At 70.3% G+C, this 16190-nt stretch carries 11 protein-coding genes; 5 read left to right on the top strand and 6 right to left on the bottom strand.

Annotated elements, in window-relative coordinates; genetic code table 11:
* Position 1 precedes the first annotated feature (1 nt).
* Positions 2 to 1957, top strand: a complete 1956-nt coding sequence (locus tag ACQP2X_RS48535) for a YncE family protein (protein WP_498693108.1) — start codon at positions 2 to 4, stop codon at positions 1955 to 1957.
* Here ACQP2X_RS48535 and ACQP2X_RS48540 read toward each other — a convergent pair.
* The 4 genes from ACQP2X_RS48540 to ACQP2X_RS48555 all read right to left on the bottom strand — a co-directional run bounded on the left by ACQP2X_RS48540 (position 1947) and on the right by ACQP2X_RS48555 (position 11897).
* Positions 1947 to 2348 carry an NUDIX domain-containing protein gene (locus tag ACQP2X_RS48540; protein WP_498701307.1) on the bottom strand — a complete coding sequence of 134 codons (402 nt, stop codon included), beginning with the start codon at positions 2346 to 2348 and terminating at the stop codon, positions 1947 to 1949. The two genes, ACQP2X_RS48535 and ACQP2X_RS48540, sit on opposite strands and share 11 nt — an antisense overlap.
* 79 nt (positions 2349 to 2427) lie before the next feature.
* On the bottom strand, positions 2428 to 7209 hold the full coding sequence (locus ACQP2X_RS48545; protein ID WP_498693109.1) for an ExeM/NucH family extracellular endonuclease: 4782 nt from the start codon (positions 7207 to 7209) through the stop codon (positions 2428 to 2430).
* 185 nt (positions 7210 to 7394) lie between these two features.
* A complete protein-coding gene (locus tag ACQP2X_RS48550; RefSeq protein ID WP_498693110.1) occupies positions 7395 to 8960 on the bottom strand; it encodes a DHA2 family efflux MFS transporter permease subunit in 1566 nt (521 codons plus the stop codon).
* A 210-nt stretch (positions 8961 to 9170) separates the two neighbouring features.
* On the bottom strand, positions 9171 to 11897 hold the full coding sequence (locus ACQP2X_RS48555; protein ID WP_498693112.1) for a hypothetical protein: 2727 nt from the start codon (positions 11895 to 11897) through the stop codon (positions 9171 to 9173).
* A 76-nt stretch (positions 11898 to 11973) separates the two neighbouring features.
* On the opposite strand from ACQP2X_RS48555, the gene ACQP2X_RS48560 reads away from it, so the two are divergent.
* Complete coding sequence (locus tag ACQP2X_RS48560) at positions 11974 to 12657, top strand: hypothetical protein (protein WP_498693114.1); 684 nt, start codon at positions 11974 to 11976, stop codon at positions 12655 to 12657.
* Here the strand turns inward: ACQP2X_RS48560 and ACQP2X_RS48565 are convergent.
* The gene (locus tag ACQP2X_RS48565; RefSeq protein ID WP_498693116.1) at positions 12576 to 14681 is read right to left on the bottom strand and encodes an ATP-binding protein; all 2106 of its coding nucleotides are present in this window, start codon (positions 14679 to 14681) and stop codon (positions 12576 to 12578) included. The genes ACQP2X_RS48560 and ACQP2X_RS48565 overlap by 82 nt on opposite strands.
* Before the next feature lie 156 nt (positions 14682 to 14837).
* Between ACQP2X_RS48565 and ACQP2X_RS48570 the strand changes: the two genes are divergently transcribed.
* A complete protein-coding gene (locus tag ACQP2X_RS48570) occupies positions 14838 to 15173 on the top strand; it encodes a carboxymuconolactone decarboxylase family protein (RefSeq protein ID WP_498693120.1) in 336 nt (111 codons plus the stop codon).
* On the top strand, positions 15170 to 15583 hold the full coding sequence (locus tag ACQP2X_RS48575; protein WP_498693123.1) for an iron chaperone: 414 nt from the start codon (positions 15170 to 15172) through the stop codon (positions 15581 to 15583). Before ACQP2X_RS48570 ends, ACQP2X_RS48575 begins: the two co-directional genes overlap by 4 nt.
* Here ACQP2X_RS48575 and ACQP2X_RS48580 read toward each other — a convergent pair.
* A complete protein-coding gene (locus tag ACQP2X_RS48580) occupies positions 15573 to 15848 on the bottom strand; it encodes a pentapeptide repeat-containing protein (RefSeq protein ID WP_498693125.1) in 276 nt (91 codons plus the stop codon). The two genes, ACQP2X_RS48575 and ACQP2X_RS48580, sit on opposite strands and share 11 nt — an antisense overlap.
* A 115-nt stretch (positions 15849 to 15963) precedes the next feature.
* Here ACQP2X_RS48580 and ACQP2X_RS48585 point away from each other — a divergent pair, with 115 nt between their 5' ends.
* Positions 15964 to 16185: a hypothetical protein gene (locus ACQP2X_RS48585; RefSeq protein ID WP_498693128.1), complete on the top strand. Its 222-nt coding sequence runs from the start codon at positions 15964 to 15966 to the stop codon at positions 16183 to 16185.
* Positions 16186 to 16190 lie beyond the last annotated feature (5 nt).

Raw genomic sequence — 16190 nt, forward strand, 5'->3', positions numbered from 1 at the left:
GATGATGAGAATTCGAGCTGCTCTGACCGCCGCCGCGGTCACCTGCGCCGCCGTCACCGCCACCGTCGTTGGTGCTGCCGGGCCCGCGGCCGCGGCGGCCGCCCCCGTCGCACTCGGACAGGGCGCCTATCTGCCGATCAGCGGTGTGGGCGAGATGGCCGTCGACCCGCTGCACAAGCGGGTCCTGATCACCGACCCGTCGACCCACTCGCTGCTCTCGCTGTCCTACTTCGGCGGGGTGCAGAAGCGGGTCCCGGCCGGGTGGAGCGCGTACGGACTGACGCTCTCGCCCGACTATTCGACGGTCTACGTCGCCTCCCCGGACGACCACAAGATCACCGCCTTCGACGCGGCGACGCTGAACCCCAAGCGCACGTACGACCTGGGCGAGGCCGTGTGGCCGCGTCAGCTCGCCGTGGCCAGTGGCAAGATCTGGATGATCTACGACGGCGGCATGGGCTCCGTCGACCCGGTCAGCGGTGCGACGGTGCTCCACCAGCTCAACTTCGACGGCAATGTGTTGCCCCAGCTGCTCACCGCTCCGGGCGCTCCGGGAACCCTGGTGGTCGCCAACGCCTGGCGCTTCTCCGTGGGCAACGGCGATACCTACGTCTACGACGTGTCCAGCGGCGAAGCCGTCCTGAAGACCAAGAGCCGGTTCGGCGACGGCACGCTCCGCGACGTCGCACTCACCCCGGACGGCTCCACCCTGATCGGCTTCGGCGACGAGTGCCCGATCTGGAAGGCGCCGATCACCGACCCGGCCGCCAAGACCACCGCCTACGACAACGGCATCTGCCGCCCGCTGACGGTCGGCATCAACACCGACGGCCGGGTGGCGTTCGGTTACGGCAACCAGAACGGCACTGCCGACATCACGATCTCGCCGGCCGGCTCGGAGGCCGCGGCCGAGCAGTTCACGGTCGGCGCCGGACAGGCGATCTGGTGGAACGCCTGGGAACCGGGTGGCAACCGGCTCTTCGCGATCGGCGATGTCGGCGAGGAGTGGCGGTTCCACGCGATCCACGGTTCCGCGCCGGTCCGCAGCACCATCACTCTCAGTGCGCCGGCCACTGCCGTGCCCGGAAGCGCCATCCAGTTCACCGGCAAGGTCAGCCAGCCCGGCGCCCGGGTCGAGCTCTACGTCGACACGAACTCGCCAGGCGACAAGCAGCTCGTGACCACGGCCACCGCCAATGCGTCCGGGCAGTTCACGCTGGTCGACAAGCGTCCCGAGCCGTTCATCTACGACTACACCGTCGTCTACGCCGGTACCGATTCGATCGCTCCGGCCTCGGCCTCGGCGAGCGTCACGGTGGAGAGAACCCCCGTTCTCACACTGAGCCACAACAACACGGTCAACAACTACGGCTCGACCGTCACCCTGACCGCGCATCTCGGCACGACGGGCGGCAACCGGTCGCTGCAGATCTGGGCCGACCCGTACGGCACCGAGCCGCAGCGGCTCCTGCGCTGGGCCAACGCGGACGCCAAGGGCAACCTCACCACCTCGCTGAAGCTGACCCGCACCACGGCGGTCCAGGTCAAGTTCACCGGCGACAGCCAGTACGCCGCGACGTCGGCCCGTTCCGTGCTCAACACCCGGGTCGCCCTCAACCTGACGCCCTCACGGCAGTACAAGGCCGCCAAGATCGGGTCGGTGCCGTACCGCTTCTACCACGCGAACGTGCACCCGTACTTCCTGACGACCATGACCCCGTACCCGGGCCGCAAGCAGCGTCTGGTCCTCGACGTCTACTCGGGCGGCGCATGGAAGCCCTGGCGCGTGCTCTACCTGCCGCTCAGCTCGGCCGGCAAGTCGGCCTTCACGCTGACCGGCACCCACCCGGTGGGCGCCAAGTACCGGGCCCGCGCCGACTACGTCACCACGTCGTCGGGTGACTCGGTCAACTACACGACGATCGGGTCGTACTACTACTTCACCTTCACGAAGTAGCCGCCCACGGGCCAGAAGGGTCGAGCCGCCGGAGCACCTCGAGGAGCTCCGGCGGCTCGATCCTTTCCGTGGTGGTGAGCAGGTCGGCCCAGGGGATCCAGGCGTGCCGGTCGAGGTCGGTCTGTTCGTAGTCGAGGAGGCCGTCACGGCGTACGGCCGGCTCGTCGGTCTCGAACGTCGCCAGGAACCACTGCTCGGGGCCGACGTAGCGGCGGCCCTTCCACTGAGTGTCGCGGTGGACGTCGAGTCCGGGGCCTTCGACCGCGGCCGTCAGACCGGTCTCCTCCAGCAGCTCGCGCCGTGCCGTCTCGGCCGGTGTCTCACCGGGCTCGATGCCACCGCCGGGCGGCTCCCAGAGGTACGAGCCGTCGTGCGGGTCATGCCAGTGCATCAAAAGGATCCGGCCGCCCGCGTCGACACAGACGACGCGAGCGGCCGGACGGAACGGCGCTATCTCCACACAGGGGACGTTACTTGACGACCTTCACCGAGGACGTCCGCGGCGCGGAGGAGTTGCCCGCCTTGTCGGTCGCCCAGTAGGTGACCTTCAGCGTGCCCTTGGCGACGCCCTTGACCGGGACACTCCAGAGGATGCCCGCGGTCAGGGTGCCGTCGGTGAGCACCTTGGCCTTGCTGGTGGCCTGGGCCTGCGACGCCGCCTTGACCCACTTGGCGCCGTCGTAGAAGTACCAGCCGCCCGAGCGCTCCTGGATCAGCTTCGCCTGGACCGTGGCCACGCCCAGGCCGCGGTCGGCGGCCAGGCCGGAGACCTTGTCCCAGGACGACGCCCGGTCGGCGCGGAACGGCACGATCAGCGAGGCCGCCGGGGCGATGGTGTCCACAGTGACCTTGACCGAGCCGACCGCCGCCGCGGTGCCGGCGCCCGACGCGTTCCACGGCGTGACCGTCACCTTGAAAGTGCCGCCCTTGGCGTAGGTGTGCTTCACGACGGCGCCCTTGGCGTCGACGGTGCCCGTGGCCCCGTCACCCCAGGCGACGACGAGCTTGGTCGCGCCGGACACCGGGCCGACGGCGAGCGCGGCCGACTGACCGGCCCAGATCGACGACGGCGTGAGCACGGCGCGGACCGAGGGCTGCGCCGACACCTTGACCGTGGGAGCGCCCAGGAACGTGGCCGCGGCGCTGTTGCCCGCCTCGTCCGTCAGCTCCACCGACACCGTGTAAGTGCCGGCCTTGGCGTACGTGTGGGTCGCAGTGCCGGCGGTCAGGGTCTCCGGCGCGCTGCCGTCGCCCCAGGTGACCACCCGCTTGATCCCGGCCACGGCGCTGACGTCGTCGCTGAGCTCGATCTGGGTCAGCGTCGCCGACTGACCGGCCCAGAGGGCGACGGCCGCACCGTTGAGGGCGAACCGGCCCGTGGGCGCGGTGCTGTCGAGCACGCCCGCGGTCGAGCGCGGCTTCGGGTCGGCGGTGATCGGCGTGTACTTGGCGAAGTAGTTGACCAGCATGGTGAGGTCGTTGTCGCCGGTGGTCACCTTGTTGTCGCCCTTGCCCAGGGTGGCGAAGTTGTCGCCGCCCGCGGCCAGGAACGAGTTGCTGGTGACCCGGTACTCGCCGTTCGGGTCGAGCGTGACGCCGTTGAGCTTCAGGCTCGACGCGATGATCCGCGAGTTCTGCGGCCGGTTCACGTCGTAGGAGTAGGTGAGCCCCTTCGACGAGCCCAGGTGCAGCACCGGGCGGGACGCCCCGGCCGGCTGCCACTGCTCCTCCAGCACCTGCTTGATCTCGGCGCCGGTGAGGGTCTGGGTGACCACGTCGTTGGCGAACGGCTGGACCGAGAACGCGTTCGCGTACGTCACCGTGCCGTCCGTGCCGTACTTGAGGTCCGCCCGCAGGCCGCCCGGGTTCATGAAGGCGATCTGCGCGCCGCCCCGGCCGGGGGCGCTGGTCTGGTCGAGCTGGACGTCGGCGATGAAGTTGCCCAGCACCGACTCGGCGCCCCGGTCCTCGGCGCCGGCGGCGCTGTAGGCCCGGTTGATGTCCGCCGTGATCTTGCCGAGCGGCTGCTTGCCGAGCTCCTCCGCGGTCGCCTTGGCCTTGGTCACGATGTCGGCCACGGCGGTGTCGGCCGGGTAGCCGTTGACGTTGAGCAGCTCGGCCGTCGACTTGGTGACCGACTTGGTGGCCGGGTCGTAGGTCAGGACGGCCTTGCCGAGCTTCAGGCCGTAGTCCTCGGCCTGGATGACCGGACGGGTCCGGTCGGTGCCGGGAACGGGGACCTCGAAGGCGTACGGCTGGTGGGTGTGGCCGCTGAAGATGACGTCGATGTTCGCGTTCACCTTGGTGAAGTTGCCGAACACCGGGTCGTTCTGCAGGGCCTCGGCCGAACCGATGTTCTCGGTCGCGGCGCCCTCGTGGGCGAGCAGCACGAGCACGTCGGCCTCGCCGTTGGCCTCGTCGCCGTCGGAGAGCTGGGTCGCGAGGGTGTTCGCCTCGGCCACCGGGTCGTGGAACTCGACGCCGGCGATGCCGTCCGGGCTGACCAGCGACCTGGTCTGCTCGGTGACGACGCCGATGTAGCCGACCTTGACGCCGCCGACCGTCTGCACGCTGTAGCCGGGCAGGACCCGCTGGCCGTCCTTGTAGACGTTCGCGGCCAGGTACGGGAAGTTCGCCCGGTCCTCGACACGGCCCTGGAGGTCGGCCAGGCCCTTGTCGAACTCGTGGTTGCCGACCGCCGAGACGGCCAGGCCGCCCGCGTTCAGCGCGTCGATCGTCGGGTTGTCGCCGTCGATGGCCGAGATGAAGGTCGACGCACCGATGTTGTCACCGGCCGAGACCCACGCGGTGTTCGGGTTCTGCTGGCGCAGCTGGTTGATCATCCCGACCAGCTGGGCCGCGCCGCCGTTGCCGGCGGTCGGCTGCTCGAGCCGGCCGTGGAAGTCGTTGACGCTGAGCAGCTGAAGGTCGACCGGGCCACTCGTGGTCTTGAGGCCGATCACGACCGGGTCGTGGTCGCTCGCCCGGTACGGGTCCGGGGCGTAGAACGGCGCGTAGCCGTCGTACTCGTACGCGAAGGACTCACCCGAGTTGATGTTCCAGATGTCGACGCCGGTGACCCGCTTGGCCATCGCGCTCGTCGCGAGAGCGTGGTCGAGCGAGCCGGACTCGCCGCTGAAGACGTACGACGACTTGTCCGGGGCGTGCGTGGTGTGCAGGTCGCTGTAGCCGGCGTCGTACAGCGCCTGCATCGGGTCTTCCTGCGTGTACGCGTTGAAGTCGCCCAGCAGCAGCACCTCGTCGCTGCCGCTGGAGGTCTTCAGCCCGTCGACGAAGGTGGCCAGCGCCTTCGCCTGCCGGACCCGGTCGCCGTTGTACGCGCCCTGCCCGTCACCGGTGTCGACGTTGTCGCCGGTCGGCGCGACCGACGTGCTCTTCGACTTGAGGTGGTTGGCGACCACGGTGAAGGTCGCCGAGCCGGCCGTGAAGGTCTGCGCGATCGGCTCGCGGGCGTTGGCCCACACCGTCTCGTCGCTCAGCGACCGGGACGCGCCCTTGGTCGCCACCTTGGCCGGCTTGAAGATGATGGCAGTGGTGATGAAGTCCTGCTCGGCCGCGCTGGGCAGCTCGGCCGGCGAGCGGACGTAGTCCCACGTGCCCGCGCCGTCGACCTCGTTGAGCGCGCCGACCAGGGTCTTGAGCGCCACCTGGGGGTCGTCCGGCTCGAAGCGGACCGAGTTCTCGATCTCCATGAGCGCGACCACGTCGGCGTCGAGCGCCGAGATGGCCGAGACGATCTTGGCCTGCTGCTTGGCCAGCGCCGCCGCGTCGGTGGCGCCGCGGGCCTCGCCACCGAAGTGGACGAAGTAGTTCAGCACGTTGAAGCTGGCGACCTTGATGTCGCCGCCCACGGGGGCCGGGGCGGCCGTACGCGGGTTGGTGTCCTTGAACGTCGTCCGCGCGGCGGCCGGGGTGTCCGCGTCGACCGGGGTGGTCGGCTGGAGGCGCCAGTCGTTGAGGCTGTAGCCCAGCACCGCCGGGCCGAACTTCTCCACGGTGTCGCCGACCCGGACCGGGTCGTCCTTGGCCAGATACGGCGGCGGGAGCGCGGCGCTCGACAGGTTGGTGGTCTTCCCGTCGTCGAGCAGAATGCGGGCGGCCTTGTTGTCGGCCTTCACCTTGGCGTTGGCGTCGGTGCCGGGCCGGGCGACATCGGTCGGCACGCGGGCCGGCTTGTCACCGGCGGCCAGGATGACCTCGCCGTAGCGGTTGGTGTTGTAGACGTCGGAGACCGTGAACGTGCCGACCGGGGCGACCAGCATGCCCTCGACCGACTCGCGGGCCGCGTCGTCCAGCGGCAGGCTCAGCGCGACCGGCGCCGGCAGGGGCGCGTTGCTCGCGCACACCTGCACATCCGCCTTGGCCGCGGTGGTGATCTCGGTGAGGCCGTTGAACTCGCTGACCGTGCCGGTCACCCGCACCTTGTCACCCACGGCGACGCTCGGGTGGAGGGCGGTGTTGGTGGTGAAGTAGGCGAAGATCGCGTCCGAGGCGACGCCCGCCTTGACCTCACGGTCGCCGCCGCTGCCGGCCGTCTGGATGTAGACGCCGTTGTAGCCGCCGGTGCGGTGGTCGGCGGTGACGACACCCTCGACGGTGACCTTGCCGCCGGGCAGCGGGGTGGCCGCTCCGGAGCCCTGCACCTCGGCGATGCTGTTGGTGACGTCGGTGGTGCAACCCGGCTGCGGCTCTTCGGGCTCCTCGGGCGTGTTTCCGTTGGCCGTGCCGAAAGAGCTGACCGCGGGTGCCTGCCACTTGCCGTCGATCTTCTGCAGCGACTGCCCGACCGGGGTGCTCGAGGTCTCGGCGACGCCGATGTCGACGCTGGTCTGGCCGACGGCGGGACCGCTGGCGGCGGTCATCGTGCCCTCGTAGGAGAGGAACTCGGCGACCGAGCCGTCCGGCTTGACCAGGGCGACGCCGTCGGGCGCGCCGTTCTGGAGGCCGTCGGTGGGGTAATCCCGCACGACCACGCCGGCCGCCGGAACGGCGCCGCTCAGCGTGGCGGTGTTGTAGACGGCGTTGTTGGAGCCGTTGTAGAGGGCGATCTGCCAGCCGCTCAGGTCGAATCCGGCCGGGGCCTGGATCTCGATCGCCTCACCGCTGTCGGTGCCGACGTTGTCGTAGTGGATCTCACTGATGTACGGCGTCGCGTCGGCCGCGACGGCCGGGCCGGCCAGGGTGAGCCCGAGGGCGACGGCCAGGGCGGCGGCGCCTGTTGAGCGCAGCACCAGCCCCGGTTTGCGTGTATATCGACGCATAGAGAATTATCCTCCGATGGACGTGATCCGCCGGAGATTATTGATCGTGAATGACGGCCGATTCTCTTTCAGGTAACGAATAGGCGTTTTCGCAGGTAAGAGCCGAGCCCCGCTTCGCACGCGGCGAAACGGGGCTCGGCTCTTCTTAACGATCCTTAATGGATCAGAACGGGCGCGTCGACGGCACCTTCGCCGCTCTCGTCCTTCGTGATGCGCTTCTTCGGCAGGAACGCGATCGGGATCAGCGTCGCCACCGTCAGTAGGAAGCCGACCCAGAACGTGGTGGCGAACGAGTCGGCCGCCCACTGCAGGCCACGCTGGAAGATCTCCGGCGGCAGCGGGATCTGCGCGCCCTGCTGCACGGCGATGGCCGCGCCGGCCTCGGTGATCGGCTCACCGTTGTTCGGGTTGGTCAGGCCGGGGATCTCGGCCGAGCCGTTGAGCTGGCTGGTCAGGATCACCGACATGATCGCGGTGCCGATCGAGCCGCCGATCTGCTGGAGGATGTTCACCAGCGTGGAGCCGCGGGCCACCTCGGAGTGCGACAGCGTCCGCAGCGCCGACGTCATGATCGGCATCATCGTGCCGCCCATGCCGAGGCCCATCACGAACAGCGAACCGCACAGCAGCAGGTACGACGTGTCGGTGCCGACCTGGGTGAAGGTGAAGAAGCCGGCGGCGATCAGCGCCATCGCGAACGGCACCGTGCGGCCCACCGGGATCTTGTCGGCCAGCATGCCGGCGATCGGCATGGTCAGCATCGCACCCAGGCCCTGCGGTGCCATGAGCAGACCGGCGTTGAGCGTCGACTCACCGCGCACCTGGAGGAAGTAGCTCGGGAAGAGCAGGCCGGCGCCCATGAACGCGATGACGAAGACGAACAGCGACAGCGTCGCGATCGTCAGGCTGCGGTTGCGGAACAGCCTCAGGTCGAGCAGCGGGTGGCGCGGCTTGAACGAGTAGAAGACGAAGCCGATCACCAGGAGCGCGCCGACCAGCATGGTCACCCACACCTTGGTGGCGGTGATGGTGCCGGTCTCCGGGAGCGACGAGACGCCGTACAGGAAAAGCGCCAGACCCGGCGAGAGCATCAGCATGCCGACGAAGTCGAAGGACTCCGACGGGTGCGGCTCGTCCTTGGGCAGCACGACGAACGCATAGACCAGCGCGGCCGCGCCGATCGGGATGTTGATCAGGAAGACCCAGTGCCAGCTCGCGATGTCGATCAGCCAGCCGCCGAGGATCGGGCCGCCGATCGGGCCGAGCAGCATCGGAACGCCCAGCACGGCCATCAGCCGGCCGATCCGATCGGGACCGGCCGCTCGGGTCATGATCGTCATGCCGATCGGCATCAGCATGCCGCCGCCGAGGCCCTGCAGCACGCGGTAGGCGACCAACTGCTCGATCGACCCGGCGGTGGCGCAGAGCGCCGAGCCGAGCGTGAAGAGCAGCAGTGCCATCATGTAGAGCCGCTTGGTGCCGAACCGGTCGGCGGCCCAGCCGCTGAGCGGGATCACGGTGGCCAGGGCCAGCGTGTAACCCGTCATGGTCCACGCGACCTCGGCGTACGTCGCGTCGAACTCGGTCTGGAAGGTGGGCAGCGCGACGCTGACCACCGTGATGTCGAGGATCGACATGATCGCGCCGAGGACCACCACACCGGCGATCTTCAGCACGCTCGCGTCGAGTTTGTTGGGTGGCGCGGCGGCTTGTTCTGTCACGGGAACTCCAAAGGGCTTCCGGCATCGACGCGCCCGCAGGTCAGAAGGGCCGCGCGCGCTGAGCAGACGGCGATAGTTGCATTACACACCGATCGCTCGCATCAGGTTTTCAGCTTGTCAGCCTTCTGCCAGTCACCGGGGCGGGTGACTGAGGACCAGCGGAAACGTCCCAGCTCAGCGCATTGATCAACCTGAGAGCCGTGTCGAACGTCACTTCGCCACGGTGACCGCTTTCGTGGTCGACCGGCCGTCGTTGTAGCCCGCCTTCCGGGCGACCACCGTGACGGTGACCTTCTTGCCGCGCATGCCGGCGGTCAGCTTGAGCGTGCGGACGGAGCCGTTCTGGATGAGCTTGCCGTTCAGCCGCCACTCGTAGCGGTACGAGTCGGGCTTGAGGTTCCAGGCGCCGGGGTCGGCGGTCAGCGTGCGGCCCACCTTCGCGGTACCGGTGATCTTCGGGAGCCGGACCGTCGGCGCGGGCGCGCGGCCCTTGGCCACGGCGACGGTGGCGGCCGATCCGGCCCGGGTCAGCGTGTAGCCGGGGCGGGCGGCGGCCACGACGACGGTGAGCCGCTTGCCGAGCAGCGAGGCCGGGATGACGTACGAGGCCCCGGTCGCCCCCTTGATCGCGACGCCGTTCGCCATCCACTGGTACGCGTAGGCGGTCGGCGCCGGCGTCCACGTGCCGGTGGTGAGCCGGACCGTCCCGCCGACCGCGACCGTGCCGGTGATCGTGGGCGCCTTGGTCGCGCGCAGGGCCGGCGGTGCGGTGATCGTGAAGGCGGCGGTTCGCACCACCGGTTGCTGCCCGGAGCCGTACGGCCGGATCGTCAATGTCGCCTTGCCGAGCGCCGCGCCGGCCAGGTTCACGTCGACCGTCGTGGTTCTGCCGTCGGCCGAGGTGCTCCGGACCGTGCCGGTGATCGGCTTGCCGCCGGCCGGCGTGACCTCGACGACGTCCTTGGCCCGCAGCTGGGTGCCGGTGACGGTCAGGGTCCGCACGGCGCCGGCGGCCACCGAGGCGGGCGCCACCGCGGTGACCGTGACGGTGGCCGGGGCGACGTCGAAGACGAAGGAGGCGATGCTCGACGCGTAGCCCGTGGCGTCATAGCCGCGGACGTTGACGAGGTGCCGTCCCGCCGCGGGCGGCGTCCAGACCGGCGTGACCGCCGTGCCGTTGGCGAGGGCGGGCAGCTTGACGTAGCCGGTGCTGTCGATCGAGTACTCGTACCGCACCGTCCCCGGCAGGCGCGGGGCGAAGGTGAAGGTGCCGGGCGCGATCCGGGCCGAGCCGGTCGCCGGGAACTCGGCCGAGGTGATGCGGGGCGCGTCGGTGACCGTCCAGCCGTCCCCGCCCATCTCCGTCGCGCTGGTCCGGCTGTGCGCGACGAACGAGATGCCGTGGTGGCCCCGCTTGGCCGGGGTGTACTGGAACCGGAGGCTGCCATCGGCCTCGGGGGCGACGTTCTGCGCGACGTCGTCGTTCACCTGCACGACCCAGTTCACGACGCCGGGCATCCGGGTCCGGGCGGTGAAGGTGGCCACCTCACCCGGCGCGTCGCCGCCGGTGCGGGTGTTCGTCGGGGTCGCCGTGTCGACGCGCACGGACTGGTACCGCGGCACGGACAGGGTGCCGTCGGCGCTACGGCTCTGGATCCGCAGCCCGTCGGCGTTGCGGTCGGCGAGGGTGGGGATCCAGGTGATCTCGGCGGTTCCGTCGGCGCGGGCCGGCACGGTGACCTTCTGCACGGGCCGGGGGAAGAGACCGCCGTCCTCGGGCCAATAGAGGTACGCCTCGACGTTCTCCGCCCGGGGCGTCGCCTCGATCGTGACCGGCGTCCCCACGATCATCTCCCCGGACGGGCCGGTGACGATCGGGCCGTCGTCGACCACGAAGGTGTAGTCCCGCGACGGCGACCTCACGCCGTCGCGGCCCACGCCCCGGACGGTCAGGGTCTGCTCGCCCGAGCGAGTGGGCGCGATCATCACGGTCGCCTTGCCGGACGCGTCGGCCGAGGCCGTCCCCGACGGCCCACCCTTGTCGATCGACCACTCGAACGAGGCGGTGTCGCCCGCGGTGCCGCTGAACTGGAACTCGCCCGGCCGGCCGACGGTGAAGTCGAGATCCGGGTAGGACTCGGGATAGTCGGCCGAGAAGATCGAGGGCCGGGTCTCCCGGACCCAGAACGTCCGGTCGGCGAACTGGGACAGGTTTCCCGCGCGGTCCACCGCGTAGACGGTGATCTCGTGGAAGCTGGCCACCTTGGGCGCCCAGGTGACGGTCAGGGGCGCTCCGAGCCGCTCGGCGGGCGCGTCGATCCAGGGGCCGCCGTCCGGCGTTTCCCCGGCGTAGAACCGGTACCGATAGGCGACGACGTCGCCGGTGGTCGGCGTGAAGGTGAAGGTTCCGGGCACACCGATGGCGCCGCGCAGCGTGGCGTCACCGTCCAGATATTCCGGCGAGGTGACGACCGGCTCGGTGCCGCCCACCCGGTCGAGCGTGAAGTAGCAGGTGTCGCTCCACCCCGAGGCGCCCGAACCATCGAGGAGACGCACGCGCCAGGCGTACGTGACGCCGTCGAGTTGCTTCGCGTCGTCCTCGAGCTGCACATACGCGCCCTGGTCGCCGGCGATCGCGCCGCGCAGCCACTGCTGGCGCTCGTCCGGCTTCGCGACATCCCACACCTGGAAGTCGGCCTGTGCGTTCTCGCCGGCCTCGGCCACGGCCCCGGTCAACACGACCGCTTGGGCGTCGTTGAGTCGCGCCGGGCTGAGGTAGGGCCCGGGGGCTTCGGCGGCACAGCTTTGCCCCGCGGTCCGCAACCCGGTCGGCGCACCCGGCGCCGCCTGGGCCGCCCCGGCCCCCACGCCGACCGCCGTACCGCAGGCCAGCGCGCTGACCGCCGCCGATGCCACCAACCGACGAACGCCCACCATGGACCCTCTCCCCCGTTGTGAAGATCGACATCATAGAACGAAACCGTCCCGACGCAACGGCCCGGATAATGTGTGCATGTCGATGCATGAGATCGAGGACCTTGTCCACCTCTCGGTGATGGCGCTGGACCGGCATCATCCGGCCGGCGACGGGCGGGTCCGGGACTGGCTCGTGGCCCTGTACGAGTTCCAGCGCGGCTTCGACTGCTCCCACACGCAGGGGCGGGTCGAGGACATCCTGATCCGGCGGAGGCACACCTACCGCTTTCCGGTCGGCGCGCATCCGGACTATCCGGAGCGGCGGGCCTTCTTCGACGGGATCACCGAGTTCACCGAGCTGCGCGAGACCGACGACGAGCACCAGGACGACAGCCTGGAGGACGGGTACGTCGACCCGCCCTGGCTCTACTGCGAGGCGGGCACCGCGCTGTGGCGGCGGATGGTCGACGACGAGCCGCCCCGCGCGGTCAAGCCGATCGACCTGGCCGCGGCCGTGGCCGAGGCGGCGGAGGCACAGGGCGACGTCGATCTGATCGCCGGCTGGTACGCGCTCGGCCATCAGACGCTCGTGGGCGGGGCGGTGTTCTCGGTCGAGGAGCTGGCCGAGATGCCGGCCGTGGCGGCGCTGCGCGCGATCGTGGTGCGGACCGGCGCCATGTCGGTCGAGCTGCCGCCCGGCTACCGGCCGTCGGAGGAGGAGCTGGAGATGCTGGACGACGAACTCGAATCCTGGTGGTACGCCGTCTCGGTCTCGGCGTAGCCGCGACGGCACTCGCGTTCGAGCTGCACCTCGGCCAGCGGGACCAGCAGCTCCAGCGCCCGCCGGTGGTGGTCGAGCGCCTCGGCGAACCGGCCCGTCATCCGCAGCACGACGCCGAGGTGGTTCAGGCACCACGCCCGCTGGTGCTGGAGGTCGTGCTGCTCGGCCAGCGCGAGCGCCTCCCGTACGGGAAGCTCGGAGACCGAGGCCAGCCCCAGGGTGACCAGGCCGGTGATCCGGGCCGGCCCCTCGGCCCGCTCGATCGACGATCGGGCCAGCTCGACGGCCTCCTCGGGCCGGCCGAGACCCAGCGTCACCCAGCCGTCGAAGGCCAGCGCCTGCGACAGCCCGCTGCGGTTGCCGCTCTTCTCGAAAAGCGCCCTGGCCTGCCGGAAGTCCGCTTGCGCGGCCTCAAAATCCTCGAGATCCCGGTGTACGAGTCCACGCCGCAACGCCAGAGCGGCGGCCTGCGCTTCGTCGTGCGGCGTGACCTTCCCGTAGGCGGCCAGCGCCTCCGGCAGCCGGCCGGCCGCGGCGAGCGCCCACCCGAGGTCCGAGAGCGAGGAGGCCCGCTCCTCGTCGCGGCCGAGCCGGCCGGCGGCGTCCGCGGCGGCGGCGAGCATGCGCGTCTGGTCGTCGGTGCCGCGATGACGGAAGAACCAGGGCCGCAGGGCCCGTGGCAGCGCGGCCACGACCTCGTCCACGCCCAGGCGCACCGCCGCGTCGAAGCAGGCGACCAGGTTGACGTACTCCCGATCGAGCCACTGGAGGTCCTGCTCCTGCGCCTGGTTCAAATAGTGAAAGAGCACCCGGCGTACCGCGTCGTCGGCGTCGTTCCCCGCTCCGAGATCGGCCGCGTACTGACGGATCAGGTCGTGCATGCGGTAGCGACCGGGCCGGACCTCCTGGACGAGGTGGGCGTCGACCAGCTCCTCGAGGGCGGCGTCGGCCGGCATGCCGATCAGGGCGCTCGCGGCGGCGGCGTCGAAGTCGGCGCCGGGAAGGACGCCGAGCAGGCGGAAGACGCGGCGCTGGCCGTCGTCGAGCTGTTTGAGGGACATGCCGAAGGCGGCGTCGAACCGGTTGGCGGTGTCACGCAGCCGCTCGGCCAGCACGGCGACCGTCCATCCGGGACGATGCCGGAGCCGGGCGCCGGCCATGCGCAGCGCCAGCGGAAGCCCACCGCACTGCGCCAGCACCTGCCCAACCGCCTCCCGCTCGCCGTCGCCCAGCCCGCCCGCCGCTCGGTTGCCGTCACCCAAGCCGGCCGCCCGCTTGAACAGGTGGGCCGCGGCCTCGTCGGCCAGCGGCGCCAATGACACCGGCGGCACCCCGTCCAGGCTGATCAGCCGGTTGCGGCTCGTGATCAGCACGGCGGACCGGCCCGCGCCTGGCAGCAGCGGCCGCACCTGGTCGGCGTCGACCGCGTTGTCGAGCACGACGAGCGCGCGCCGCCGGGCGAGCTCGGAGCGCCAGAGCGCGGCCGCGTCGGCCGGAACATGGGCGACGTCGAGCGCGCCGAGAAGGCGTACCAGGGCGGTCTGTGAATCAAGAGGTTCTTGACCGGGCGTGAAGCCCCGCAGGTCGAGATAGAGGCCGCCGTCCGGGAACTTCGCGGCGAGCCGATGCGCCACGTGCACGGCCAGACTGGTCTTGCCGACACCGGCCATGCCGTCGACCGCGACCGCCCCGGCGGTGCCCAGCAGCTCCTCGACCCGCGCCACCTCGGTCTCACGACCCGTGAAATCGAACAAATCGGCCGGCAGATCGTTGCGGCGGGGCGCCGGCACCGGCCCCGCCTCACCCGCGGCCGACCACAGCGCCCGCAGCGGCCGCGGATCACGGCCGGCCACGCGGCAGAGCGCGACGACCGCCTCCCACGGCGGCACGAGCTGCCCGCTCAGATAGCGCGAAAGCGACGAGCTGCTCAGCTCGGCCCGGCGAGCGAGCGCGCGCAGGCTGAGACCGCTCAGCTCCTTGATCGACGCGAGCTGGGCGACCAGCTTCTCCCGCGGCCCCGACACGCGGAACACCGTATCGTCCCGCCCCACGCCAACGGATCGCTTCCGCGTCTGCCCAGCTCAGCGCCGTTGCGACTGTCCCACGGTGTCCCACGGCAGGCGCGCGGTTGAGTCCGCCGGTGGTCCGATTGAACCCGTCAGCACGAGGAGGGAGAAGCGATGACGACCGAGCGGATGCCCAGTCCCACGGTCCTGATCCCGGAGGCCGCGGCGGCTCTCGCGACGATCGGCGAGGCGGTCGACGCGGTCGGGCTGGACGAGCGCCTGCTGGCCCTCATCCGCCGCCGGGGCCGGGCGGGCCCGATCACCGAGGAGTACCGGGCCGCCCTGGACCTGAGCTCCTCCGTGATCGGCCCGGGCGGCGAGGTGCCGGATCAGATCTGGGATCGCGCCGCCAAGCATTTCGACCAGCGCGAGCTGGCCGCCCTCCTGCTCACGATCACCATCACGAACGCCCTCGACCTCATCTCTTCCGCCATAAGGAGCAAGTCATGACCAACACCTCCGCCACCTCCTTCACCGCCGCCGAGCGCGACGCCATCAAGGACCGGGCCAAGGAGCTCAAGCGAAGCGCCAAGGGCGACACCGAGCCCGATGTCCTGTCCAAGATCGCCGACATGGCCGACGCCGATCGTGAGCAGGCCGGACAGCTGCACGCCGTGATCAAGGCCAACGCACCCGAACTCACCCCCAAGCTCTGGTACGGCATGCCGGCGTACTACCGGAACGGCAAGATGATCTGTTTCTTCCAGAGCCGGGCCAAGTTCAAGACCCGCTACGCCACCCTCGGCTTCAGCGACCACGCGGCCCTGGACGACGGCGAGATGTGGCCGGTGTACTTCGCCCTGCTCGAGGTGGACGAGCAGAAGATCGTCGCCCTGCTGCGGCGGGCCCTCAGCGCTTGACGCCCGCCTTGCGCCAGTCGAACTTCGCGGGCCACAGCGTCTGAGCGTCCGCTGTGGCCCCGGCGAACTGCGTCTTGGCATCGATCTTGGCGATGCTCAAGTCGGCGCCCTCGAGATGAGCGCCCCGGAGGTCGGCGCCCCGCAGATCGGTGTAGTAGAACTTCGTCCGGCGGTCGACGAGCGCCCGGAAGGTGGCGTCGCGCAGATTCGCCCCGGTGAGAATGGTGTAGGAGAAGAAATCTGCGCTCGCAACTCGGTCCTCCACACTCGACCAGGGGGAACAAGCTACTTCTGCCCGGAGATCGCTGGAAGTAATCGTTCGGCCACTAGGAGCGGCCGGGACGCCCGATTCCGCGCTGACCTCCGGCCGAGATGTCACCATGATCGACATGAACGCCGAGGAACACGCCGCCCGGGCCGCCGAACTCACCGCCGAAGCCGAGCGTCTCTACCAGATCTGCCTGGTCGACTATCAAACCAACATCAACGAAGACGATCATTCCGACGAGCCGTACGTCCCCGGCGCCGACCTGGCGATGCTCACCGCCACCACGCAACTGGCCCAGGTGCACGCGACGCTCGCCCTGCGCGGCGACGCCTGAGCCTG

Origin of the sequence: Actinoplanes sp. CA-131856 (assembly GCF_050956135.1) — a bacterium.
In the GTDB taxonomy this organism is placed as follows: domain Bacteria; phylum Actinomycetota; class Actinomycetes; order Mycobacteriales; family Micromonosporaceae; genus Actinoplanes.

Excerpts from the sequence above, each read along its gene's own strand:
- ACQP2X_RS48555 (WP_498693112.1), bottom strand. The coding sequence starts at position 11,897 with ATGGTGGGCGTTCGTCGGTTGGTGGCATCGGCGGCGGTCAGCGCGCTG.
- ACQP2X_RS48570 (WP_498693120.1), top strand. The coding sequence starts at position 14,838 with ATGACGACCGAGCGGATGCCCAGTCCCACGGTCCTGATCCCGGAGGCC.
- ACQP2X_RS48585 (WP_498693128.1), top strand. The coding sequence starts at position 15,964 with ATGATCGACATGAACGCCGAGGAACACGCCGCCCGGGCCGCCGAACTC.
- ACQP2X_RS48540 (WP_498701307.1), bottom strand. The coding sequence starts at position 2,348 with ATGCACTGGCATGACCCGCACGACGGCTCGTACCTCTGGGAGCCGCCC.
- ACQP2X_RS48575 (WP_498693123.1), top strand. The coding sequence starts at position 15,170 with ATGACCAACACCTCCGCCACCTCCTTCACCGCCGCCGAGCGCGACGCC.
- ACQP2X_RS48560 (WP_498693114.1), top strand. The coding sequence starts at position 11,974 with ATGTCGATGCATGAGATCGAGGACCTTGTCCACCTCTCGGTGATGGCG.
- ACQP2X_RS48535 (WP_498693108.1), top strand. The coding sequence starts at position 2 with ATGATGAGAATTCGAGCTGCTCTGACCGCCGCCGCGGTCACCTGCGCC.